Below are 23,438 nucleotides of genomic sequence, written 5' to 3' on the forward strand. Positions count from 1 at the left end.
TATGCACAAGAATCTACAATATCCAGGACAGTCATGTTCAATATCTCATTCTATTTTTAATGTGATTGGTTCCTTATCAAATCAAATTCGAGATGTTTTACCTGTCCTATAAATATACTAGCATCACTAGCATCAAAGCTTTAGAACAAGTACAACAAAATATGTTTAGTGATATTGTAGAATATATTGTTTACGCAATTGACAGTTATGAAGAAGATGTGGACGAAGTTGATACACAGGATCCGCTTTTTGGCTTGTATCAAGAAGTTGAGGATATTGATAATGAATGATTTAGAAACGTGTGATTTTAATACAGTCAATCTTGAAAGATTGGCTTTTTATTTTGAAAAATTAGAAGAAGGAGAGGATGAATAATATGATTCACAATGATAAAGTTTTAGAAGATGTGAATGCATTACTTGATTACGATTCAGTTAAAGATTTCTTATTCATGAATGTAATTAATGCAGAAACTAATAAAGAAGAATTATCTATGGAGCCACATACAGTTATTGGAGATTTAGCGATTGTATATAGAGTGATGATTAAAACAACTGATAATCAATTTTGCTCGGCCAGAGTTACAAATGAGATGCTTTATTATTATGGAATTGATGTATCGCAGTTACACAATGATGCATTGATTTCATCACCAAATATGATGAAACCAGAAATTATTCCACTAGAAACATTGCTGATGGGCGTTCCAGAACAAGAAGCATGGCAAAATGAAGACAGGCATTTTGTAGTTTTGACAAATGAACATAGAACGGATGGAGCAGCAACAATTTTTTATTCCGGAGTTTTGAATAATCTGGCTGAAAAATTAGGACATGATCTTTATATTGTTCCTTCTTCAACAGATGAATGTTTAGCTTTATGTGATTCTCCAACATTGAATATAGATCGTTTGAAGGAAATGCTTTTACTTATGAATGGTCCTAATTTTATGGATCAAGATAAAAAGCTGTCTGATATTTTATATCATTATGATAAGGATAATCATGTTTTAGAGAAATCAGATGATTATGAAAAGAGAATCAACAAACAGAAATATTCACAATTACTTCATTGATATTTGGAGAATTGAAAATGATTAAATACGAAGATATCATTAGGCGAATTTCGTTTATTGAAAAAAGGAAAACTAAAAATGAGGAAAAGATAAAATTTCTAATAGAAGAAAATAATACCTTATCTTCAAATTTAAAATTACTAAATCAGAAAAAAGAAATGTTAGAAAAAATGAATCAGGATCTAGCAGATCTTATACCTGATAAGAAAAAGGCTGCAGACAATTAGTGTCTACAGTTGTAGCAAGCAACGTCTTTGGATATCCAAAGACAAGTATTTAGGGAACATCCCTAAGACCCTGAGCTATCAAAAGAGTTGGTAGCTCTTTTTTGCGGAGGTGAATATTAAATATGAGTACAGTAACGATAAGTTTATTAAGTTTCCTGGGTGGTTTGATTATTGGAGTTTTCTATATTTTGTTTATACAAGGTGCTTTTTATAAAGATGCGGAAAAGAAATAAACAATTTGTCATTCGTTTATCGGATAGTGAATGGAATCATCTTAATGAATTGGTGAAATATTCAGGACAATCAAGAGAATCTTATTTACGTATGTGTATAAATGGATTGGTTCCTAGACCTTCACCTAGTGTAGAACTAGTAGAAGTGATTCAAGAGCTAAGACAAATTGCAGAGAGTATAAACGGAATAGCTGGAGCAGTTTATAAACAAAATAAAATGGATGATTCAGTTTACATGGAAAATTATGAGGCGCTTCAAAAACAAATTAACGAAATTATGCTTTTGATTCGGCAACCTATCAATATGGAGGAATTATGGCAATCACAAAAATATGGGCAGTAAAGGATGATTTGAGAAGAGTTTTAAACTACATTGAAAATTCGGATAAGACAAAAGAAGAATTAAGCGATGGATTAAAAGAAGTGTTGGCATATACAACTCAGGGATATAAAACAAATGAGAAAGAATATATTACTGGAATCAATTGCGAACCTAGTACATCACTAAAGCAGATGATGAATACAAAGCTATCCTATAACAAGATGGATGGAAGACTAGCCTACCATGCAGTACAGTCTTTTAAGCCAGGTGAAGTAACGCCAGAAGAATGTCATTCATTAGGTGTGCAATTGGCGAAACAAATGTGGGGAAATCGATTTGAAGTCGTTGTATCTACACATTTAGATAAAGACCATTTGCACAACCATTTTGTTGTGAATTCAGTTTCCTGGGTAGATGGCATGAAGTATGATAACCGGAAAAAAGATATTGATCATTTTCGAGAATTGAATGATGCAATATGTAAACAGCATGGTTTGAATGTTATTGAAAAACCGGAAAGGAAAGCCATGAATTATGGAGAATGGAATGCAGAAAAAAAGGATGGCATCTATTTTAGGAAGATTATTCGTTATGATGTGGATTCTGTATTAGCGTACGCTAGGACTTTAGATCAAATGAAATCAGGGCTTGAAGATATTGGATACGTTGTTGATTTAACTGGTAAGCACTGGACTTTAAAACATCCACAGTCGCAAAGAAAGTTTCGATTTTATAAACTTGCTCGTGATGGTCGATATGATGAAAATCATATCATGGAACGAATCAACAACAATTATTTATTTCCGATGCAGCCAGTTAAGGATATTGTGCCATGTAAGGAATATCATGGTGATCATACAAAATTAAAAGGAATCAAAGCCCTATATATTAGATATTGTTTTGAACTGGGAATTATTCGGCCTAAAGGAAAAAGACAGAAATATCCAAGTCCACAGTTAAGAAAGGATTTGATCTATATGGATAAAATCACAAATGAAAATACTTTTGTAGGCAAGCATAATCTAGAAACAATAGAAGATGTGCTCGCTTTTAAATTGTCTTTAAATAAAGAAATAGAATCTTGGATGAATCAAAGAAGATCCATCTACAATAAAATCAAAAGAACACGTAATCCAAATCTAAAAAAGCAATTAGAAATGGATCGTGATACGTTAACTTCTAAAATTGCACATGGGAAAAAGGAAATCAAAATATGTGAAGATATAGAAAAGAGAGTTCCTGATATCCAAGATAAATTAAAAATGGTGAATGCATTAGAAGATGAGCGTATCCAAACACAAAAAGAATATGAAAGGAGCTTGAATTTATGAACAGTGCAGATACTGCAGATCAAATGATGAAGATGACCTTGGAAGGTATACAGGTTGCTGCTGAAGTTGGTTTAAAAGCAGGCGGCATGGCAGCAAGATCTTTGGCTGTCACTTTATATGCTATTTTAAAAGACAATAAAAAAGTGAAAGGAAAAACCAATTTAAATAACTTGTTAAAGTCGGATAAAGAGTTAAAAGTCTTTGCTATTCATCATTCGGATTTAAAAAAGTTTTGTGAAGAGGCAAAACATTATGGAGTTTTATATTCTGTATTGAAAGAAAAGAATAATACAGATGGAATTGTGGATATTATGGTAAAAGCAGAAGATGCTTCTAAAATCTCAAGGATGGTAGATAAGTTTGATCTAGCTACTATCGACACAAAAGCAATTCGTGAATCTGTATTATCACAACAGAGTATAGATGATGCTAAGCCACTTAGTGATGAAGAACATGATGCTTTATTGTCAAAGCTAATGGATGATAAGGAAAACCCCAACAAAGCTCGGACAAGCAAGGACGGTACTCCGTTCGAGCCATCTTCAAAAACATCGAAGAAAGAAAACAAGAAGAAAACCGTCGAAAGAAAAAGATTAACAGCTACTACGGATAGGCCTTCTGTTCGCAAGGAATTGAAGGACATTAAACAGCAGCAAAACCTAAAATCTTCTGCGCCTAAGTATCCAGTTAAGAAAAAATCAAAAAAGAAAGTGAGATAACGATTATGAGAAAATGGTTTAAGAAAAATGATGACGAAATAATTGAAATTCAGGTAGATGATACAGAGAGAAGAATTATTGTTAGGGCATTAGCTGATCTAAGAGATAAACAGCGATTAGCTCATAAGAACTATGATTTTTTAGATTCTCTTATTGTAAAGGTTTGTGATGCAGACCATCCATCAATAAAAGATCACTATGAGAGATGCTAAGAACGACGAATATTTATTTCTAGGCTTATTAATCATTCCTACAATATGGTTTGCAGTTTTGATTGCACCATATATGGATCAAGGACTCATTCATGCACTACCTTATCTAAGCGAAGCGTTGAATCATCCCTTTCAATTTCAATGGTGTGATAATTCTTTAAAAACGATTGGATTATTCCTGGTTATCTATGTTTTAGGAATTGGTATTTACTTATCCAACGAAAAGAATTACAGACAAAAAGAAGAGTATGGATCAGCTAGATGGGGATATATACGCTCTTTAGTGAAGAAACATTCGAATAAGGATTTTTTTGAAAATAAGTTGTTTACGCAAAAAACACGAATGGATATTCATGGAAAAATTAAAAACGTAAATCTTCATACGGTTGTGATTGGTGGTTCTGGTGCTGGTAAAACTCGATATTATGCTAAGCCTAACATTATGCAGTGTAATACGAGTTATGTTGTATTAGATCCAAAAGGAGAAATTATCAAGAGCGTAGGTTATATGCTTGAAGATGAGGGATATGAAATCAAAGTTATTGATTTAATCGATATGTCTAAATCATTGGGGTATAATCCATTTCATTATATTCAAAGTGACAAGGATGTATTGAAATTGATCACGAATCTAATTCGTAATACAACTCCAAAAGGATCTTCTACAAACGATCCATTTTGGGAGAAAAGTGAAACAGCATTGCTTGAAGCATTGATGTTATATTTATACCATTATGCGCCGGAGGATGAGCAAAACTTTACGATGGTAATGGAGATGCTTAATTATGCTGAAGTAAAAGAAGATGAAGATGAATATGAGAGTCCGTTGGATGAGTTATTTAAGCGTCTAGAAACGATAGATAGTAATTCTTTAGCACTTAAACAATATAAAATATATAAACAGGCAGCAGGTAAGACCGCTAAATCTATTTTGATTTCAGTTGGTGTAAGACTTGCTGCTTTTAACTTGGAAGAACTTGCATCACTTACTAGATATGATGAAATGGAGTTAGAGCAGATAGGAGAAAGGAAAACAGCCTTATTTGCGATTATTCCTGATAATGATTCAACATTTAATTTTGTCATCGGTATGTTGTATACTCAGTTATTTCAAACGTTATATTATCAAGCAGATTTTGTTCATGGTGGCCAGCTTCCTGTACCAGTACATTTTATTATGGATGAATTTGCCAATGTTGCTTTACCAGATGAGTTTGATAAATTGCTTTCGACAATGCGATCACGACTTATTTTTGTATCAATTATTTTACAGAACCTGGCACAGATCAAAGCGTTATATAAGGATACTTGGGAGTCAATTATGGGGAACTGTGATTCTAAATTATATTTAGGTGGAAATGAACAAAGTACCCATGAATATATAAGTAAGGAACTTGGAAAGGCAACGATTGATACAAATACGTATGGTAAATCAGAAGGAAGAAGTGGAAGCTTCACAACAAATTCTCAGAGAACTGGAAGGGAATTGTTAACTTCTGATGAAGTTCGTTTACTGGACAATAATTATGCTGTTCTATTTTTGAAAGGTGAAAGGCCTGTACGAGATAGAAAATTTAATTTGTTAAAACATCCTCGTATTAAACAAACAATGGATGGAGGTCGTGAACCGTACATTCATGGACAAGTGAATCATTTTATTGAGGATTGGCAAAATATTCTTCTTAGTAATAATGAGTATGAATTATTGGATGTAGAAGAAACAGAAAACTATTTAAAGGAGATTGAAGAAGATGAAGAAACTAAAAACGATTAGAAAAGTATTATTCTTTGTATATATTGCATTGGTGATTGTAGGAAACTTTGCAACACCGATTTATGCAGCAAATGATCCAGTTACTGTTGTAAATAACTTCAGTGAATTTATGTTTGGACTTATCCGAGCGATTGGAATGATTTTATTAGGCTTTGGAATTGTACAGGTAGGACTTTCTTTGAAAAGTCATGATCCAAGTCAAAGAGCGAATGGCTTTATGACGGTAGCCGGAGGAATCATTATTACATTTGCTAAAGAGATTTTGAATATTATTGTTGGATAGGATGGTGATTTCTAGTGAGTGGAATCATAGATAACCTAACTAGTGCCATCAATACCTGGAATTCTAAATTAGCTGAAATATGGCTGTTGTTAACAGAATCACCTGAAACATTCAAAGGTGGTGATATTTGGCAAATCATAGTTAAAATACATGGAGCACTTCAAGCAATTGGATTAGCACTTCTTGTGCTATTCTTTGTTTGGGGATTGATCAGAACCTGTACAAGTTGGCAGGATGTAAAAAGGCCGGAACAGGCCTTTAAATTGTTTTTAAGATTTATTATTGCTAGGGGAATGGTCATGTATGGAATGGAATTAATGACAAAGATATTTGAGATAGTACAAGGAATTATTCAAGCGATTACTGAAACTGCAGGATTAGGTGTATCAAGTGAAACCGTACTGCCTCAAGAAATTATTGATGCAGTAAGTAATACAGGTTTCCTGGAATCTATTCCCTTATGGGCAGTTACACTTTTAGGATCCATATTAATAACAATATTATCGTTTGTGATGATTTTAACTGTATATGGAAGATTCTTTAAATTGTATATGTACACAGCTATTTCTCCAATACCGCTTGCAGCAGCTGCAGGAGAAAGCACACAAAATACAGCATTTACGTTTATTAAAAGTTATGCAGGAGTATGTTTAGAAGGAGCTATTATTGTTCTTGCTTGTATCATTTTTTCAGCTTTTGCGTCTAGTGCACCGGTAGTTGATACTACAGCATCTAGCGTATCTATGGTATGGAGTTATGTTGGTGAACTGATATTTAATATGCTGGTTTTAGTTGGTTCTATTAAGATGAGTGATCGTATAGTCAAAGAAATGATGGGGTTATGATAACCTAAAACAGTATTTATTGCATTTAAAATAGAAATGGTGTTTGATAATGATAATAGTAGTTATTTATTATTGGAGTTGATTATAATGCAAAAACAAGAAATATATTTTTCAAAAATAATATTTGTACAACATGAACATAGAGGTAATAACTATATTCAAATAAATATACCAGAACGTGAATTTTCTGTTCAAACATATAAACTATCTTTAGATCCCAAAGCTAAATATGAAATGCCAACAACTGTTTATGTTGATAAAAATACTAAAATAGATTTAGTAGCTCCTGCAGTTAAAGTGAGTCATGGAAAAAATGGCTTTGTCCCAACTCTTATCCCTGAAGAATGTGATGAAGTTTGTACATTTTCTTATGGTAGTAAAGTGAATGAAGATGTTATAAATAAATTAAAGCCTTTTTGCAATGCATTAGATTTCCAACCATATCTAAATAAAAAAGATTATAATGAATGGGCAAGATATAGAGATGAATATACAATGTACTTCTATGGTTTCACAAATTCGCATATTCCATATATGTTTTTTGATATGACTGTTTGCCATGAAAACTGCCCTACAGAAAAATTGTGGAAAGAATTATGTAATCAATTAATTAAGCCAAATAAAAAGTTGAAAAAAATATTACCAACAATTTCTTGAGGAGGCAAAAGTATGGAAAAATTTTATGTAGGGATTACTGATAAAGACTGGATGAATAATCTCGTTCACAATAAAGAAAACTTAAATGGATTTATTAACTTTTGGACTCCTGGAACTCAAGAGTTTAAAGTTCTAAAAAATGGAGATTTGTTTTTATTTAAGTTACACTCGAAAAAAGACAAAGGAGAATATGGAGAAATAGTAGGAGGAGCTTATTTTTCAAGGTATTGCAAGCTAACTTTTAGTGAAGCATGGAATAGGTATGGAATTGGGAATGGTGTTAAATCAGAAGAGGAAATGAAAAAGAAAATTACATCATATCGATCAAAAAACAATATAAAAATGGATGACGAGATTGGATGTATAATTTTAGAAAATCCATTTTTCTTTCCTAAAGAGGAATGGATAAAGTCACCTGAAGATTGGTCAAAATCTATTGTCAAAGGTAAAAAATATGAACTTTCTACTGCAGCTGGCAAAGAATTGTATCAAGAGGTAAAATCGAGACTTGATTTTATGAATAAAAGACAAAGAATTTTGTTTTGTAACATAGCATATATGAATCATTACGATATTGTTAATTTTGATGAAAAACCTATTAATGGGGGAAAATATGTTGATAAAACAGGTGATGCTGAAGAAAAATTTAATTTTCATAAATGCGAAGATGGAATAATTAGAGGGTTTGTGGAAACAAATCATATTGGTGGGTACAGCGATAATATGAACTCTCCTAAGCAATTAAGAATAGAAAATATTGATTCATCATTTAAAAATAAAGAATGGATTGATAATGTATTAGTTGTGTTATGCGCCAAGAGTCCCACAATAAACTCTACTGTTATTATCGGATGGTATAAAAATGCGAAAGTTTATAGAAATCGTTGTGCTTATAATCATCGTGTGTTCAATATTGAAGTTGCTTATCAAAATGCAACTTTATTAAGAACAGCTCAACGTAAATTTAAAATTCCTAGGGCTAGGGATAATTCACATAATATAGGATTTGGTCAATCTAATGTTTGGTTTGCAAATAAATCGAAAGATGCAGATTTTGTTAAACAAACTTTAAAATATATTGATTCTCAAAATTGCATTAATACGGCGATTGAAATAAAGAAGTGTAATGAATTCCAAGATGAGCAATTAAATAAATCTATTAACAATAGTTCTATTGTTATTAGTCGTCCTTTTGAATATTCAAACAACAAAATTATTAAACCGAATGCTTCTTATACAACTAAAGGTGTTAAGTACTATAAGAGAGATAGATTAAAAGCTCAGAATGCTTTAAATCATGCTGATTATAAATGTGAAATTAATGATAAGCATTTTACATTTCTTAGAAAAAGTGATAGCTTACCTTATACTGAAGCACATCATTTAATTCCGATGGCTTATCAAGATGATTTTCAGTATTCACTTGATGTTGAAGAAAATATTGTTTCGCTATGTAGTAATTGTCACAATGAAATTCATTACGGTATAAACGCAAAAAATTTATTGATTAAACTGTACTATCAACGAATTGAGTTGTTGAAAGCAAAAGGATTAGATATTTCTTTAGATAAATTATTAGAATATTACAATTTATAAAACAATGAAGCAGGGAAATCCTGCTTTTTATTATGCCATTTTGGCAGGAAAGGAAAGTAACATGAAAGAATATATATTAAATACGATTGTATTAAAAACAGGAGATTCAATTGAGATAGTTGAACCTTCAACTTTGCCTATGAAAGATAGGATTATGTATAAGTTACAACATGAACAGGATCAAGTTGTAATTGTTAGAGGAGATGGGAAGATGATAATTCCAATGGAGAATATTATGTTTTCATCATCTATCCCATTGGACATTATTCATGAGGATTTTGATGATGAAATCTAATTTTGAAATTAAGATCAATAAGGAAATACGGGATTATACGGAGAGTATCTTTTTTGGCTTATCTCTTCGACAAAGTATATTCTCTATTATAGCTTGTGGTATAGCTTGTGGTATTTTCTTTTTGTTGAATGATACGCTAGGGACTGAAATTACTAGCTGGTTATGTATGCTTGGAGCGGCACCATTTGCAGCTTTTGGATTTATAAGATTTCAGGGTATGTATACAGAAGATATTGTTAAGACGATATTTAATTCATTGTTATTATCGTCTAGAGATTTAATCAATAAACCATTTAACTTGTATAATGAGGTTTTTGAACCAATGATTAAACAATCAAGAAAGGAGTCGATTGTACATGATAAAAAGTTACGAAAGATTAAAAAAGCAGAACAAAGAAAGAATAAGAGTGCCTAGGACAGTGCAGGATACCATCCCAGTAGATTCGGTCTATAAGGATGGTATTTTTCGTTCTGGAAAAAGATACACAAAGAGTTATAGGTTTTTGGATATTAATTATAAGATTGCATCAGGAGAAGATAAAAATAATTTATTTTTAACATATAGTGATCTACTAAATTCATTTGATCCATCTGTAATGACGAAAATTACCATTAACAATCGAAAAGTGGATATAAAGAAATTTAAAGAAGATATTTTAATTCCATTAAAGGAAGATGGTTTGGATAAGTATAGAGTTGAGTACAACGATATGTTATTGTCCAAATTAGCTGAAGGTGATGATATTATCCAGGAAAAATATATTACTGTAACAGTTTTTAAAAGTAACATAGAAGAAGCTAGATTTACTTTTTCTCGTATAACTGCAGAATTTTCAACTTTATTTTCTAGACTAGGAAGTTCTTGTATTGAATTGGATGCAGAAGAACGTTTGAAGATATTACATGATTTTTATCGAAATGAAACGGAGGAATTCCAATTAGATCTATCCGATTTAGCTAGGAAAGGACATTCTTTTAAAGATTTAATTACGCCAAGAATGTGTAAATATCATAATAAGTATTTTGAGTTTGACGGTAAATATGGTCGTGTTCTTTATTTAAATAATTATCCTGGTTTTTTGAAAGATGAATTTGTATCGGAGTTGTGTGATTTGAATAAAAATTTGATGTATTCAATGGATATTATTACAGTGCCAACAGATGAAGCAGTCCGAGAAGTGGAAAATAAATTCCTTGGTGTTGAAAAGAATATTACAGATTGGCAAATGAAGCAAAATCGAAATAACAACTTTTCAGCAATCATTCCATATGATATGGAATTGCAACGTAAAGAGTGCAAGGAGTTTCTGGATGATTTAATTGTACGAGATCAAAGAATGATGCTTTGTAACATTACGGTTGTGCATTTAGCTGATTCTATTGAAGAATTAAATAAGGATACAGAAACACTGAAGGCTGTAGCCCGTAAATATGTTTGTGAACTAGAAACATTATATTTTTCAAAAAGACAACTAGATGGCCTACAAACTGTATTACCTATAGGAGTGAATAAATTAAATATTACGCGTACTTTATTAACAGAAAGTGCTGCTGTGTTTATTCCTTTTAGAGCACATGAGATTATGCAAAAGGGTGGAGTTTGGTTTGGCCAAAATGCGATTACAAACAATCCTATTCTTTGTAACAAGGCTTTGCTTCAAAATCCAAACTCTTTCTTTTTTGGTATTCCAGGATCTGGAAAATCATTCTTAACAAAAGAAGAAATTGAATTTTTAATCTTATCTACAGATGACGATATTATCATTGCAGATCCAGAAGGAGAATATGATTCTATAATCAATGCTTTAGGCGGACAGATTATTCGTATTGGTACAAATAGTACGGATTATATTAATGCAATGGAAATGGTAGAGGGATATGGTGATAGTGGAAACTCAATTGCCGATAAATCTCAATTTTTGATGTCTGTATTTGAAAATTTAGATGCTAATCATGGCGGTATTACACCAATTGACAGATCTATTATCGATAGATGTGTAACGCTAGTTTACCAGGAAGCAAAAACCAATGGCTATGTACCAACGTTAAAACATCTTTATAAAAAGTTATTGGAGCAAAATGAACCAGAGGCTAAATCTTTAGCTATTAAGCTAGAATTATTTACAAATGGATCATTAAATATATTTGCTCATGAAACGAATGTAGATATCAAGTCTAGAATTTTATCGTTTAATATTTTTAATTTGGGAAAACAATTAAAAACATTAGGTCTATTGGTAATTACAGATGCCATTATCAATCGTGTGAATGAAAACTGGAGAAAAGGGAAACGTACTCATATCTTCATTGATGAGATTCATGTTATTTTTGAGAATGAAGAAAGTGCAACATTCTTTGCCTCGGCCTGGAGACAATTCCGTAAAAGAGATGCATATCCTACAGGGATTACACAGAATGTTAAATATTTATTATCGTCTCAACAAGGAATTAGTATGCTATCCAATTCTGAGTTTATTGTCATGTTGAATCAATCAGCCAATGATAGAGAAGACTTGGCTAAATTGTTAAATATTTCAGAAGAACAGATGAGCTATATTACAAATGCTCCTACTGGATGTGGATTGATTAAGTACGGTGGATCTATAGTTCCATTTGTAAATAAGATGCCAAAAGGATTGTTGTATGATTTAAATACAACTAGGCCTGGTGATAAAGTGAGAAGAATTCATTGATTCTTCTCACTTTGATTCTTTTAACTTTTGAATTCTTTTTTCATATTCATCTATTCTATCGATGTCATCGTCGGTTAGACTGAATATTTTTTCATACAACTCCACATATAAAAGTTTCATCTTTTTTGTCGCAAAAATATCAATTCGATCTTTGTATGTCATAATGTGGATTTGATCAATTTTCAATTCATAAAGCAATTTAGCTAGTACTTCTGCTAGTTCATCAATATTGGTTTGAATTGTATATGATTTTCTAATTTTTCTAGACAGTCTCTTTTGTTTCATTTGGACTCCTCCTTCCTTAAAATAGCATACTGAATCTTTCTTTTTTTGTACTCGACCGAAAATTAAAAAACGGGTGATGAAAGTAAATAATTTTATACTTATTAAAAATGTTAATGATTTGATTGTGATAAGGAGTTGATAAAATTGCGTGATATAAAGACAAAACAGAAAGTACTATCCATAAAAACAAAGGATGTTAAAGGGAATGTGAAGCATTTTGTTAAACAGCAAACTATTCACACAAGAAATAAGGAAGAAGATAAAAAGGTAGAACAGTCTGTTAAAACAAATCCGAATGTACAAGCTACGAATAACGTTAATGAAGTTGCTAAGCAAACGTTTATAGAATCAAAGCAGCGCGCTACAAAGTTTATTAAACAAAAGCATAGAGAGCATAGGTTTAAAGCAACAAAAAAGAAGGTGATTAGCGAGTCTACACCGGTGCGAAATCAAAGAATCACGTATGTATCTAAGGCAAAGCAGCATGTCGTAAATAAAGTAAATGCTTCTAAGATTAAACAAACAACGGATAAAGTAGTAACACAACCGGCTGTTAAGAGCACAACTAAAGTAATAAAAACATCAATAGAAGTGGTTAAGAAGAGTGTATCAGCGATGAATACACTTTTTTCTTTTGGAACTGGATTGATTTTATTGCTTGTTGTTACTTTATTTATTGGAACATTTAGTGTGTTGGCACAGGATGGTGGATCAAACAGTGAAATTGTTGCTCTAAGTGATGAAGTTATTGCGTATGAAGATACAATTCGTAAATATGCAAAAGAGTATGATATTGAGGATTATGTCTCTTTATTGCAGGCAATTATGATGCAGGAGTCAGGAGGGAAAGGCAATGATCCAATGCAGGCAAGTGAGTCAGGGTATAATACAAAATATCCTAGAGTACCTAATGGAATTACGGATCCTGAATATTCCATTGAAGTGGGAACACATACATTTTCTGATTGTTTAAAGAAAGCAAAAGTAAAGGATTCATCCGATACAGAACGTATATATTTGGCTTTGCAAGGATATAATTACGGTTCTGGCTATATTGAATGGGCAATTCGTAATTTTGGTGGGTATTCTAAGTATAATGCACAACAGTTTTCTGACAATAAAAAACAAGAGCTAAATGTATCTGGGTATGGAGATTCTTCTTACGTTGATCATGTTATGAGATATGTAGGGATTACTTTTAGAGGCGGTACAAATCCTAATTTTAATAATTTAGAAGCCTGGGTGACAAAGAATCCATACGCACAGGTTGGATTATATGGACAATGTACATGGTTTGCTTGGGGACGATTTTATGAATTATATGGATACGATCCAGGCTTTAGCGGTGATGGAAGTAGTTGTGTGAAGGAATTGGTGTCAGCACATCTAGATAAATTTGAACGATCTTCTTCACCAAAAGCTGGTGCAGTGTTCTCTGCTATTGGACACAACCATGTTGGAATGGTAATCGCAGTAAAAGATAATACAATAACTGTTCAAGAAGGGAATCTTGATGGTATTACAAATACTTTTCAAGATGCAAAAAAGGATTGGCAAACAAAATCCTATACGTTAGATCAATTAAGATCTATATATGGTGGAGTAGTGTTTGCCAATCCTAAATAATTAAAATTATTAACTATCCTTATTGCTTTTTTTAGTTTTGACTATATATGAGGAGGGTTCTAAATCAAAATCACTTTCAAGAAAATCGGATTTAGTAATGGATAAGTTTGCTTTTAATTCTCCGTTCTCTTCTCTTAAATTATATAATCTATAGATGTAATAGTTAGGGTCGTTTTTGGATACTTCAAATTCATGTTTTGACAGATAAAATTGATCACGAGAGTTTTTTGTTGTTGTTTTAACTTCTATGTGTTTTTCCTTTCCGTTAGTGTCAATTGAAACGATATCATAACCTAATGAAGTATCGTTAGAAACAATTATAACTTTAGATGTCAAATCTGATTTTTCTTTTTGGGTTAATTGTTCATTTTGGCTAATTTGATTAATTTCGTATTCTTTTATAAGGAATTCACCTAAATCTCCGTGTTCTATTCGAACCTTATTAATGTGATCAAAGTCAACTGTAACGTTCTTGTTATTGCTATTGGATTTCTTTGGGTGAGAGCTAGAATTAGAGCTTGAACGAGAGATGTTGGTAGTATTTTTATCTAGAGTAATATTAAAAGAAATATTAGTCTTTTCATTATTACTAATAAATCTATTAATAAATCTGCTGATTTCGAACTTCTCGTTTTCTTCTGATTCTATCGAATCATTTTTTTTAGAATAGATTCTAAATATAATTTTATCTAAATCTTTGTCAGGTGTATGATTAAAAATACTATAAATGTATTCACTTTGATTTAGATTGTTTGCTACATAATAAATTTTTCCATCAATAATTGTTTTTCCACTAGCAATCCGAGTGGAATCTTTTCTTTTTTGATCCATATTACTAACTTCAGCTTCAGTAAATACAGAATATTTATCTGTTGTTTCGTCCAAAAATTTTTCAAATATTGATTTGGAAAATTTGTTTATATTTGTAATGAAATTTATATAAAGTGCTTTAATTTCTGGTTTACCATTTGATTTATCAACTGAAGATATAAGATGTTCTGAATTGGTTTCTTTATAGAATATTTCTATTTTTTCATACACCATATTATTAGAATAAAAAATTCCATTATGTTCAAAACCATAGCATTTGTGCATACCCTCAATTGTTCTATAATTGTTTTTGTAATCTGATAAATTAAATTCATTATAAATCATATTTTTTTCCTCTCATAAAATTTGCATTCGTTCATTTGTATTATATATTATTTGATGATTTCTATATGTAATTATATTTTGATTTTATCTAAATTAATGCCTAAAGGCAGAAATTCCATTTTATTATTATATGGTCTTATTTGAATACCAGTAGTCATTAGATGTATTCGATTATTGTATTCATATTCAGATCCATAGCAAATAAACGTTAGGAATCCTTCAACTGTAGCAAAGTCTACACCGTTTTTGATATCTGCATATTGAACCATGTCTAAACAATCATATAGATTGCATTGTTTGATGACTGGTTCTTTTTCTTTATTTGCTTCATCAAAATATTTATAGATAACTGCACAATCATAATCATCATATTTATGAAGACTTTCTATGATTGCAGAGCATTCTTGATTGTGTTGTTCTATTTCTTGATCAGTACAATCTAATATTGATTTTGAGTTTAATAATTTCATAATGAGATTCCTTTTCTTTTATAAATGATCATTAAGATAGTATTGGTTTAATTCATTCTCAACACTTTCGATTAATGGTTCAAAGCTTTCCTTAATTTCACATTCCCAAAGAACAATAACATGCCAACCTAAATTACGTAGTTTTTCATGATTGATTAAATCATTTTGTATATTACGCTCAAACTTTTTGTTCCAGTATTCAGTACGAGTCTTAGGTGTGGTTGTTAATTTACAATTGTGTCTATGCCAAAAACATCCGTTAATAAAGATAACTGTATTGTATTTAGATAAGACTATATCCGGCTTTCCAGGTAGATTAGGAACATTAACCCTATATCTGTATCCATCATGATATAGTCTTTTTCTTACTTTGAGTTCTAGACTAGTATTTTTACCTTTAATGTGCGACATATTTATATGTCTTTGTTTTTTAGAAACTGTATCCATGATTTTATTATACATGAGTATTTTAAAAAGAATCTTAATTTTTTATATATACTAAAAGCAAGTATCTAGAAGGAGATACTTGCTGGAATTATTACGCTTAAAAACATTAAATAAATATATTGGTTAGGATATATTAACTATTGTTGATTACTTTTAATATTTGATTTACTGACTTTATACAGTCGGATTCAGATGTTAAATTCATTAATAATTGATAATATTTAATAATGTTTTCATCTGTATTTTTTATTCTGTTACCATTCATAATATTTAGTGATATACCATCCTCAATGGATTCAGCATATTGCTCGCTAGGAAATATAAAACCACAGGTTTTAACATTTAATAACAGTGTATAAAAAAGTAGTTGATGCGTATTATGCCTTATGGATGAGGCGTATGCCTGATTGGTACTGTGTTGATATTTGACATCAAAGACTGCAATGTATTTTTTTTCACCATCGATTTCAGTATATATTGAAATATCTGGAATGTATGAATTCATTAAGTAGACCTTTTTTGTGGGGTTATCTTCATAAACTTTTAATGGATTGGTATCTTTTGAACGGTAAGTATCTAGTTTATAAAGGCTGTTTCTTTCATTTTGAAGCTTTTTCTTTATTATTGATCTAATATAGAATTCAAAAAGACGTTCCATATTTATTGTGTAAGGTATGACAAATCTATACTCATCATCTGTGTTTGAATTAAATAAATCATATATACCTTTATTAAAAAGGATTGTTTTAGCCAATTCTATTACCGGTTTATAATTAGAGTTGCATCCTGTAGTGTTAATCTTATTAAAATCACTTTTTGATATTTTAACTGTTCTAACTGTTTTTAAGGAAGAAAGACAATATGAAAACAGCCTATTTATATTTTCGCTTTTAGCATGATTGCTTTGGATTATTCTATGCGATTTTATCAAAGCGGCTTTAACAATTCTGTTTTCTAAATTATCTAAGGTAAATGTAGGATATCTACAATATATTCTATCTTCTCTTCCTTTGGAGACATTACATTTAATATGTTTTGCCATATCAATGCTTCCAATAATTTTTCCATTAAGATTTTCTTCAGTAAAAGAGATTTGACGAGATAGATGTCGTCTACAGAGTTTGCTACATATATTAAGAAAAGATAATGCTGCTAAAAACTCTCCACCTTTTTCTGTTGAAGGAATTGGAATCATTTTTTCAGAAACGTTGAATTTATAAAATGGCCCATTTTCAAGGATATAATTTTCGTATTCAGGATCAGCAAAGACTTCTGCTAACATTTCCCATGGATCTAAAACTTTAAATCTAGGTTTAATTAATATTGCACAAGCATTGCCTGTATCATCTATAATCGTTTTTCTTTGAGAATCTTTTAACCAGCCAACACCAATAGTACCACTAGTTCTATAAGTGTTGTTTGTTGTTTTAAACAGACCCATAAATTCCTCGTCAGTATTGTTCATGTTATCAGCAACGAATGTCGAAGAGGGGATTCTAAATTCCCTTGGTATAGGTGACCAATCTTTAATGTAATCACCGTTACTTTCTTTGAAAAATAAACGTATTTTTTTGGATTCTAAATTTTTCATAGACACCTTTTAATCACTGTTATTGCGGGATTCAATTTCAGATTTTATTAGACTATTAAGAGCTGAATTGTTGGTGTTTAATATACTCAAAAAATCATTATATAATTTTTCAACTTTAGAATAGTCGCTAGTTTTTAATAATTTTTCAAATGTAGTTAAATATTCATCTAGAGTATCTGATTCGTTTTCACTAAAAGCGTCAACATTTCTTTCGTTGGTTAGAATTCCATCATTTAAGTACTCTTTCATTACAGGAAGTACTTGATAAATAAATCTCAATTTCATTTGATTCTGAAAATCATTATCTTGTCCACACATCTGTTTTCTCAAAAAGAAAGTATGGCCAATTTTTATGTCATCAATGTTATAATCGTCCTTATTATAATATGCATCAAAGTATTTTTCAGTTAAATAAAAGAGTTTTAATTCAATTGAATCAATATTTTTTTCAACGTTGTCGTATACTGTAACGATATTTGGCAAAATTGGAAAAAATAAAAATCTTCTTCTGATAGCGTAGTCAATAGAGGCTATTGATTTATCGGCTGTATTCATTGTACCAATTATATATAAGTTATTTGGTACAATAATATTTGGACTTCCATTAACTATATAGGGGGTTGACACACCTTTTCCATCTCTATACTCTAAAGCATAAATCAATTCACCAAAGACAGTTGCTAAATTGGCTCTATTGATTTCGTCTATAATCAAATAAAAATTATTATTAGGATTTTCTTGGGCAATTTGAGCGATTTTTCCAAGAACTTTGTTGACAGTATCGTAATACAAACTAGAAGAGTTATCTAATTCGATTTCATAATTTGAATTACTATCATTTGAAAATAATCTTCCTTTTAATTTTGAATCTTTATTTTTTGTTTTAACAGTGATGCCTCTAACAAAGTCTTCATATGTATAGGATGGGTGAAATTGAATGATATCCCAAAAAAGATTGGTTGATGTATCAGGCAACTCATACTTATCATCTTTAGAAATTAATCTGTTTTTTTCCAGAATCTCTTGTTTCCATTTTCCATCTGTATCAACTATATTTAATTTCTCAGCTAAAAATTTCTTTGCACCATATGTTTTTGAAGTTCCTGGAGGCCCCTGTAGTATTATTTGGTGTATTCCAGTTGCATCCATAATTGCTTGATAGTTATTATTTAATCCCATATATACTCCTTTCAGATTTCTATTTTTCATATCTTTCCACAAATCTAAACTGGTAATGTCTTTATATAGATTGCATAATCGTTCGTTAATATCATCACCATGCCATTCTATAGAATCGATTTTTAATAATGTTTGATCAATTTTACTTGCAGTTGAAGCTAATTCATTTTTTATGGATGAATTTATTTGATCATTTTCGTTTAAATATCCATTAATATTAGATTTATATTGTAAAAAATAATCGTAAATTAAGACTTTAACGATTAGATAAGAATCTCTTCTGTTAAGGGTTATTTCTTTTTCTCTACATTCTTCAGTTGAATAATTAAGATTGCGGCGAGGAAAAGAATATTTACTAAACAATAGATATTCTTTCCCTTTATATTTGAATTTATGTAATGATTCTGTATATGCTTTTAACGTTTCGTTACCTCTTGCGTTATCGCCCGCCAATATTGTGGCTGCTATGCTTTTTTCTGCAAGTAATCCTCCATCATAGTGATGTATGCTGTCATTGCTTTGCTTTCTTATAATATTAAAATCATTACATAGTAAATCCATTAGTTGCCAATAGCTGATTAAGTGTGAATTAACAATAGTTTCAATTATTGAAAATACTAATGAATAATGAGGGTTATATCTATGACTTCTGTTTTCAGGATTTCTTAGGTCATCAAAAGAACCATTTCTGATGCCCTTGTCAAATTGATCAGCATATTTGTATTTTTTATTAATTAAAATTTTATCGTCAAACATATCTGTCAATTGATATCTTGTTGAAGTGACATCATATGAAGGAATGTCACCATTTTCAAGAATACCATCATATATATATTGTTTAATTAAAGGGATTACTTGGCCTCTTATTTGATGGATTATCATACTTTTTGCTTCGTATAAAGACACATTATTATGTGGTAAAAAGTATGCCATTCCTAAATGAAACAAATCTATTTGAGCTCTGTAATCAATACTAATTCTTGAAGAAATAAAATTGTTATATTTTTGCCATTCTGACAAAGCAGATACTTTTAATGAATTAGCATGAATACTAGTTGCTTTGTATTGGCTGTAGTATTTCTTGTATATTGTGAAGATTAAATTTGCAGCTTGAATAACATCACGGTATTTTCTTGGCTTTTTTATATCATCTTCACAAAAGTAATGACTATTTTCATTTGTTTGGACACAATATTCTAAAATATCTAAATTCTGTTCGTTAAAATAACTGTTAATGTCAATCTTCAAAAGTTTCAGAAACTCATCTTTGATAATGTTGCCATCATTTCTCATTTCATCTAGTTTTTCTATAATTAATTTTTTGCTTTTAATGATAATATTTATATCTTCATCTGACAAACAAGTAAAATAATAATATTTAAAAATCCAATTATTAATAGATTTTATTAGTTGCATTTCATTGTTTCGAAGATATTCTAACTCAAATGTGTTGACTAGGCTTATATCAAGGTTGAACATCGGAAATACTTCATTCATAGTCATAAATATATGTAAATTATGAGGAACTGAAATTCTTTTTCCATTTGAAAGTGTAATTTCATCACCTTTATGAGAGAATGCATATAATAATTCCCCTAGAACATTTGATGTGTCTACGCGATTTATATCATCTAATATTAAAATTGCGACTTTATCTTCGTTATTTAATATTGATATTAGTTCCACTACTGTTTTTTCGATATTTTGAAATGAGGTATGACCGTTTGTGGTTTGTAAACTAATTCCAAATAATAAATCAGATGAAGTCATGCCATCATGCATTGAAATTAATTTGATTAAACTATTTCCATTATCTGATAAAAAATGATTCTGAACATAGTTAAAAGAGTCTTCACAAAAATTATTTGGATCATAATAACGTGTTTTATTACCTAAATCCACAGAATTTTCTTGCAAATATTCCCATATAATACAAATTGCAGAGTATTTAGCTTTAAAAGTTTTTCCTGTTCCTGGAGGTCCTATAAAAATTTTGTCATTAATCATAGTTGTTTTCCGATTCTTTTATAACAAAATCACTCCATTGAATAGCAATTGCTTTTGCAAATCCAGGAAATGTTTTGCTTCGCCAAGTTCTTCTTTCTGCTGCGTTCTTAGTTTTTGTTAATCCATCAGAGTACCATTTTGGTAACCTTTTACCACTGCCGAATTCAATAAACTCACCAGGATCAACCATCTCAGTTGGCTTCAAAGGTGGTAGGTTTTTTAACCATAGACAAGTTTTTTTTGATGCACTATCTCCAAAAAAGTAAGGCTGTACTACTTGATCAGGCTTTCTGAAACGGGTATTCATGATTCCTACAGGGTTTTCAATAGCAATATATTTAATATTGGCGTTTGCTAATGCCATGAAAAAAGATGCTGCTTCTTCTCTGTCTTTTGCTCTGTTAGGAAATTTTGGATGTGGCCTTCTTTGATCGATTGGTAAATTTTTATCATCTGGATGATAGAACCATTTTGCACCGCTAACTGCTAAAAAAGTGCATGGAGGATGTGCAATCATTATATCCCAGTTTCCTTCAATAAACTTGCTTGTTCCGTTTTGTAGAATTCCACCTTTATTTTTAATGACTTCTAGAACATCTTGCTTGAAATGCCATTCAGGGTGTCCTCCGCTACATTGAAGAATATCACAACTAAATGCATTATGACCTAACTTTCTAAATTCTGAACAAACTCTTTGGCTCTCTTCACAAGCTACAAGTACATTTAAAGTTTTTTTCGATGTATTATTCATTTATATTTCATCCCTTTCTAAAATGTTTTCAATTGCTTCAGCTATTTTTTTTGCAAATAACACTGGTACAGCGTTTCCTATCATTTTATAGCAATATGCATTTGAACCTAAAAAAATAAAATCATTTGGAAATGACTGAAGTATTGCAGCTTCTCTTATTGTTATGGATCTAGCTTGGCTAGAATCAGGATGAATAAACATATGACCATCCTTATATAAATGAGATACGATAGTAGGAGAAGGTTTGTCCCAATTTAAACTACGATATTTATTGTGATTTGTTTTCTTACCAACTTTGTTAGCATAATATTCTAATTTTTTTTGAGTAGGTAGATTATTCATATTATTATCTACCCATTCTTTATATATTGATATATCCCTTTTGTTTAGATACCTTGCTTCATTTAACGAATAATTATTTTCACCTATTACCTCATGTGATATGTTTTTTCTTCCGCATTTGTATGGAGCTTCCAATGGAATAAATTTAGGCATTTCGCCTATAGCATCTTTAACTGTTTTACGAGGGCCGTTGCTTTTTAGTTTTGATAATTCAGTATATAAATCTTCTAATTTTATATCACCATTTTTTTTGACCCCGAAAATGATAACTCTATTTCTGTCCTGTGGCACACCAAAATCGGCTGCAGAATATATTGATTTTTTCATTTCATTAGGCTTTCGGATTTCATATCCAATATCCTCAAAAGCCTTATATATCCTGTTGATAACAGGCTTTCCACCTGGGTTAGCACTTAAAATGCCAGGTACATTTTCGAATACAAACAGCTTTGGGTTGTAATGATTCACTACTTTTACAAAACTTTCAAATAAGTAATTTCGATAGTCATCTTTCATTGAATTTGGATCTTGAGCTCTTCCCGCAATGGAATATGCCTGACAAGGTGGTCCGCCTATAATAACATCTACTTTTGCATTTCCGACTAGTCCATCTATCCCTTTTTCAATCACAACTGAGCTATTATCTTTTGAGTAAAGTTTGATTGTGTCTTCAGACCAATTACCGTTTAATAGTTCATTGGTTTTTTGTATGTCAAATTTGATGACCGAAGCATTTGCTTTGCTTTCTGTATAACCCCATTTTTTGACAAGCCTATTTCTTAATGTGTTAACCATGGGACTTTCCCATTCTACATGAGCAATACCTGTGAATCCTTGTTCATAGAAGCCTTCACTTAAACCACCGCATCCTGAAAATAAATCAATAAAATTAATGTTTTTTTTCATGTTTATCCCTACCACATTCTACATATCTAATAAAATTTTATGTTTTAAAGCTTAAATTAAGCAATCACAAGATTGCTAGCGTAATATTTTTTACGCTCAAAGATAATTATATAAGAAATACAGACTAAGTTGAACAAAAAATTATTTTCTTTTTCAATATTATGTATAAAAGAGAGAATATTTAATATATATAATGTAAAAAATATCTATTAACACAAAGCAACATATGTAAAATTGAAATGCCTCTCAATTTGTAGGCTGTTAAAATAAGGATATTAAAAATTAGTGTATAAGGATTGAATTCTTTTTTCTGATTCCGAAAGATTTTAAGCATGATAAAAGTGAACCGTCTTTAAATTTTTGACTATTTAAAGGAGGTTCACTTTATACTCGTTTATTGTGAATTACTAATTATTA

The 23,438-nt window shown here is 30.6% G+C and carries 24 protein-coding genes; 16 read left to right on the plus strand and 8 right to left on the minus strand.

Annotated elements, in window-relative coordinates:
• Positions 1-161 precede the first annotated feature (161 nt).
• The 15 genes from FYJ55_RS11280 to FYJ55_RS04785 all read left to right on the plus strand — a co-directional run bounded on the left by FYJ55_RS11280 (position 162) and on the right by FYJ55_RS04785 (position 12,262).
• A complete protein-coding gene (locus FYJ55_RS11280) occupies positions 162-290 on the plus strand; it encodes a hypothetical protein (RefSeq protein ID WP_268234137.1) in 129 nt (42 codons plus the stop codon).
• Between the two features lie 86 nt (positions 291-376).
• Positions 377-1,075: a DUF5688 family protein gene (locus tag FYJ55_RS04720; RefSeq protein WP_154555859.1), complete on the plus strand. Its 699-nt coding sequence runs from the start codon at positions 377-379 to the stop codon at positions 1,073-1,075.
• A gap of 17 nt (positions 1,076-1,092) precedes the next feature.
• Positions 1,093-1,302: a hypothetical protein gene (locus FYJ55_RS04725; RefSeq protein ID WP_154555860.1), complete on the plus strand. Its 210-nt coding sequence runs from the start codon at positions 1,093-1,095 to the stop codon at positions 1,300-1,302.
• A 216-nt stretch (positions 1,303-1,518) separates the two neighbouring features.
• Positions 1,519-1,878, plus strand: a complete 360-nt coding sequence (locus tag FYJ55_RS04730; protein ID WP_154555861.1) for a plasmid mobilization protein — start codon at positions 1,519-1,521, stop codon at positions 1,876-1,878.
• Positions 1,851-3,188 (plus strand): relaxase/mobilization nuclease domain-containing protein, encoded by a 1,338-nt coding sequence (locus tag FYJ55_RS04735; protein WP_154555862.1) that lies wholly within the window; start codon positions 1,851-1,853, stop codon positions 3,186-3,188. The genes FYJ55_RS04730 and FYJ55_RS04735 overlap by 28 nt, the downstream gene beginning before the upstream one ends.
• Positions 3,185-3,907, plus strand: coding sequence for a PcfB family protein (locus FYJ55_RS04740; protein ID WP_154555863.1), 723 nt, complete (start codon positions 3,185-3,187; stop codon positions 3,905-3,907). The genes FYJ55_RS04735 and FYJ55_RS04740 overlap by 4 nt, the downstream gene beginning before the upstream one ends.
• A gap of 5 nt (positions 3,908-3,912) precedes the next feature.
• On the plus strand, positions 3,913-4,119 hold the full coding sequence (locus tag FYJ55_RS04745; protein ID WP_117924928.1) for a hypothetical protein: 207 nt from the start codon (positions 3,913-3,915) through the stop codon (positions 4,117-4,119).
• Positions 4,106-5,893: a VirD4-like conjugal transfer protein, CD1115 family gene (locus FYJ55_RS04750; protein ID WP_154555864.1), complete on the plus strand. Its 1,788-nt coding sequence runs from the start codon at positions 4,106-4,108 to the stop codon at positions 5,891-5,893. The genes FYJ55_RS04745 and FYJ55_RS04750 overlap by 14 nt, the downstream gene beginning before the upstream one ends.
• Positions 5,871-6,176, plus strand: coding sequence for a glutamyl-tRNA amidotransferase (locus tag FYJ55_RS04755; RefSeq protein WP_154555865.1), 306 nt, complete (start codon positions 5,871-5,873; stop codon positions 6,174-6,176). The genes FYJ55_RS04750 and FYJ55_RS04755 overlap by 23 nt, the downstream gene beginning before the upstream one ends.
• 14 nt (positions 6,177-6,190) lie before the next feature.
• Positions 6,191-7,021, plus strand: coding sequence for a hypothetical protein (locus FYJ55_RS04760; RefSeq protein ID WP_326831841.1), 831 nt, complete (start codon positions 6,191-6,193; stop codon positions 7,019-7,021).
• Positions 7,022-7,108: 87 nt separating this feature from the next.
• A complete protein-coding gene (locus FYJ55_RS04765; protein ID WP_154555866.1) occupies positions 7,109-7,678 on the plus strand; it encodes a hypothetical protein in 570 nt (189 codons plus the stop codon).
• A 12-nt stretch (positions 7,679-7,690) separates the two neighbouring features.
• Entirely contained in the window at positions 7,691-9,274 is a 1,584-nt protein-coding gene (locus FYJ55_RS04770) for an HNH endonuclease (protein WP_154555867.1), read from the plus strand.
• A 61-nt stretch (positions 9,275-9,335) separates the two neighbouring features.
• Complete coding sequence (locus tag FYJ55_RS04775; RefSeq protein WP_154555883.1) at positions 9,336-9,569, plus strand: hypothetical protein; 234 nt, start codon at positions 9,336-9,338, stop codon at positions 9,567-9,569.
• A complete protein-coding gene (locus tag FYJ55_RS04780; RefSeq protein ID WP_154555868.1) occupies positions 9,556-9,984 on the plus strand; it encodes a PrgI family protein in 429 nt (142 codons plus the stop codon). Before FYJ55_RS04775 ends, FYJ55_RS04780 begins: the two co-directional genes overlap by 14 nt.
• On the plus strand, positions 9,926-12,262 hold the full coding sequence (locus FYJ55_RS04785; protein WP_154555869.1) for a VirB4-like conjugal transfer ATPase, CD1110 family: 2,337 nt from the start codon (positions 9,926-9,928) through the stop codon (positions 12,260-12,262). Before FYJ55_RS04780 ends, FYJ55_RS04785 begins: the two co-directional genes overlap by 59 nt.
• Before the next feature lie 6 nt (positions 12,263-12,268).
• Here the strand turns inward: FYJ55_RS04785 and FYJ55_RS04790 are convergent, their stop codons facing one another.
• Positions 12,269-12,547, minus strand: a complete 279-nt coding sequence (locus FYJ55_RS04790; protein ID WP_154555870.1) for a hypothetical protein — start codon at positions 12,545-12,547, stop codon at positions 12,269-12,271.
• A 144-nt stretch (positions 12,548-12,691) separates the two neighbouring features.
• Between FYJ55_RS04790 and FYJ55_RS04795 the strand changes: the two genes are divergently transcribed.
• Complete coding sequence (locus FYJ55_RS04795) at positions 12,692-14,173, plus strand: lysozyme family protein (protein ID WP_229771092.1); 1,482 nt, start codon at positions 12,692-12,694, stop codon at positions 14,171-14,173.
• A 9-nt stretch (positions 14,174-14,182) separates the two neighbouring features.
• On the opposite strand, the gene FYJ55_RS04800 is transcribed toward FYJ55_RS04795, so the two are convergent.
• The 7 genes from FYJ55_RS04800 to FYJ55_RS04830 form a co-directional block, all read right to left on the minus strand.
• Positions 14,183-15,328 (minus strand): DUF3883 domain-containing protein, encoded by a 1,146-nt coding sequence (locus tag FYJ55_RS04800; RefSeq protein WP_154555871.1) that lies wholly within the window; start codon positions 15,326-15,328, stop codon positions 14,183-14,185.
• A 71-nt stretch (positions 15,329-15,399) separates the two neighbouring features.
• The gene (locus FYJ55_RS04805) at positions 15,400-15,798 is read right to left on the minus strand and encodes a hypothetical protein (RefSeq protein ID WP_154555872.1); all 399 of its coding nucleotides are present in this window, start codon (positions 15,796-15,798) and stop codon (positions 15,400-15,402) included.
• 18 nt (positions 15,799-15,816) lie between these two features.
• Positions 15,817-16,260 carry a very short patch repair endonuclease gene (locus tag FYJ55_RS04810; protein WP_268234138.1) on the minus strand — a complete coding sequence of 148 codons (444 nt, stop codon included), beginning with the start codon at positions 16,258-16,260 and terminating at the stop codon, positions 15,817-15,819.
• A 118-nt stretch (positions 16,261-16,378) separates the two neighbouring features.
• Positions 16,379-17,836: a 5-methylcytosine restriction system specificity protein McrC gene (locus FYJ55_RS04815; RefSeq protein WP_154555874.1), complete on the minus strand. Its 1,458-nt coding sequence runs from the start codon at positions 17,834-17,836 to the stop codon at positions 16,379-16,381.
• 9 nt (positions 17,837-17,845) lie between these two features.
• Positions 17,846-21,022 carry an AAA family ATPase gene (locus FYJ55_RS04820; protein WP_154555875.1) on the minus strand — a complete coding sequence of 1,059 codons (3,177 nt, stop codon included), beginning with the start codon at positions 21,020-21,022 and terminating at the stop codon, positions 17,846-17,848.
• Positions 21,015-21,773, minus strand: a complete 759-nt coding sequence (locus FYJ55_RS04825) for a hypothetical protein (RefSeq protein WP_154555876.1) — start codon at positions 21,771-21,773, stop codon at positions 21,015-21,017. The genes FYJ55_RS04820 and FYJ55_RS04825 overlap by 8 nt, the downstream gene beginning before the upstream one ends.
• Complete coding sequence (locus tag FYJ55_RS04830) at positions 21,774-23,021, minus strand: DNA cytosine methyltransferase (RefSeq protein ID WP_154555877.1); 1,248 nt, start codon at positions 23,019-23,021, stop codon at positions 21,774-21,776.
• Positions 23,022-23,438: the final 417 nt, after the last annotated feature.

The sequence above is a fragment of the Holdemanella porci genome (genome assembly GCF_009696075.1).
Taxonomy (GTDB): Bacteria; Bacillota_I; Bacilli_A; order Erysipelotrichales; family Erysipelotrichaceae; genus Holdemanella; species Holdemanella porci.

Excerpts from the sequence above, each read along its gene's own strand:
- FYJ55_RS04735 (WP_154555862.1), top strand. The coding sequence starts at position 1,851 with ATGGCAATCACAAAAATATGGGCAGTAAAGGATGATTTGAGAAGAGTT.
- FYJ55_RS04720 (WP_154555859.1), top strand. The coding sequence starts at position 377 with ATGATTCACAATGATAAAGTTTTAGAAGATGTGAATGCATTACTTGAT.
- FYJ55_RS04730 (WP_154555861.1), top strand. The coding sequence starts at position 1,519 with ATGCGGAAAAGAAATAAACAATTTGTCATTCGTTTATCGGATAGTGAA.
- FYJ55_RS04770 (WP_154555867.1), top strand. The coding sequence starts at position 7,691 with ATGGAAAAATTTTATGTAGGGATTACTGATAAAGACTGGATGAATAAT.
- FYJ55_RS04755 (WP_154555865.1), top strand. The coding sequence starts at position 5,871 with ATGAAGAAACTAAAAACGATTAGAAAAGTATTATTCTTTGTATATATT.
- FYJ55_RS04805 (WP_154555872.1), bottom strand. The coding sequence starts at position 15,798 with ATGAAATTATTAAACTCAAAATCAATATTAGATTGTACTGATCAAGAA.
- FYJ55_RS04765 (WP_154555866.1), top strand. The coding sequence starts at position 7,109 with ATGCAAAAACAAGAAATATATTTTTCAAAAATAATATTTGTACAACAT.
- FYJ55_RS04785 (WP_154555869.1), top strand. The coding sequence starts at position 9,926 with ATGATAAAAAGTTACGAAAGATTAAAAAAGCAGAACAAAGAAAGAATA.
- FYJ55_RS04780 (WP_154555868.1), top strand. The coding sequence starts at position 9,556 with ATGATGAAATCTAATTTTGAAATTAAGATCAATAAGGAAATACGGGAT.
- FYJ55_RS04825 (WP_154555876.1), bottom strand. The coding sequence starts at position 21,773 with ATGAATAATACATCGAAAAAAACTTTAAATGTACTTGTAGCTTGTGAA.
- FYJ55_RS04810 (WP_268234138.1), bottom strand. The coding sequence starts at position 16,260 with ATGTATAATAAAATCATGGATACAGTTTCTAAAAAACAAAGACATATA.
- FYJ55_RS04775 (WP_154555883.1), top strand. The coding sequence starts at position 9,336 with ATGAAAGAATATATATTAAATACGATTGTATTAAAAACAGGAGATTCA.
- FYJ55_RS11280 (WP_268234137.1), top strand. The coding sequence starts at position 162 with ATGTTTAGTGATATTGTAGAATATATTGTTTACGCAATTGACAGTTAT.
- FYJ55_RS04725 (WP_154555860.1), top strand. The coding sequence starts at position 1,093 with ATGATTAAATACGAAGATATCATTAGGCGAATTTCGTTTATTGAAAAA.
- FYJ55_RS04740 (WP_154555863.1), top strand. The coding sequence starts at position 3,185 with ATGAACAGTGCAGATACTGCAGATCAAATGATGAAGATGACCTTGGAA.
- FYJ55_RS04790 (WP_154555870.1), bottom strand. The coding sequence starts at position 12,547 with ATGAAACAAAAGAGACTGTCTAGAAAAATTAGAAAATCATATACAATT.
- FYJ55_RS04820 (WP_154555875.1), bottom strand. The coding sequence starts at position 21,022 with ATGATTAATGACAAAATTTTTATAGGACCTCCAGGAACAGGAAAAACT.
- FYJ55_RS04745 (WP_117924928.1), top strand. The coding sequence starts at position 3,913 with ATGAGAAAATGGTTTAAGAAAAATGATGACGAAATAATTGAAATTCAG.
- FYJ55_RS04830 (WP_154555877.1), bottom strand. The coding sequence starts at position 23,021 with ATGAAAAAAAACATTAATTTTATTGATTTATTTTCAGGATGCGGTGGT.
- FYJ55_RS04750 (WP_154555864.1), top strand. The coding sequence starts at position 4,106 with ATGAGAGATGCTAAGAACGACGAATATTTATTTCTAGGCTTATTAATC.
- FYJ55_RS04800 (WP_154555871.1), bottom strand. The coding sequence starts at position 15,328 with ATGATTTATAATGAATTTAATTTATCAGATTACAAAAACAATTATAGA.
- FYJ55_RS04815 (WP_154555874.1), bottom strand. The coding sequence starts at position 17,836 with ATGAAAAATTTAGAATCCAAAAAAATACGTTTATTTTTCAAAGAAAGT.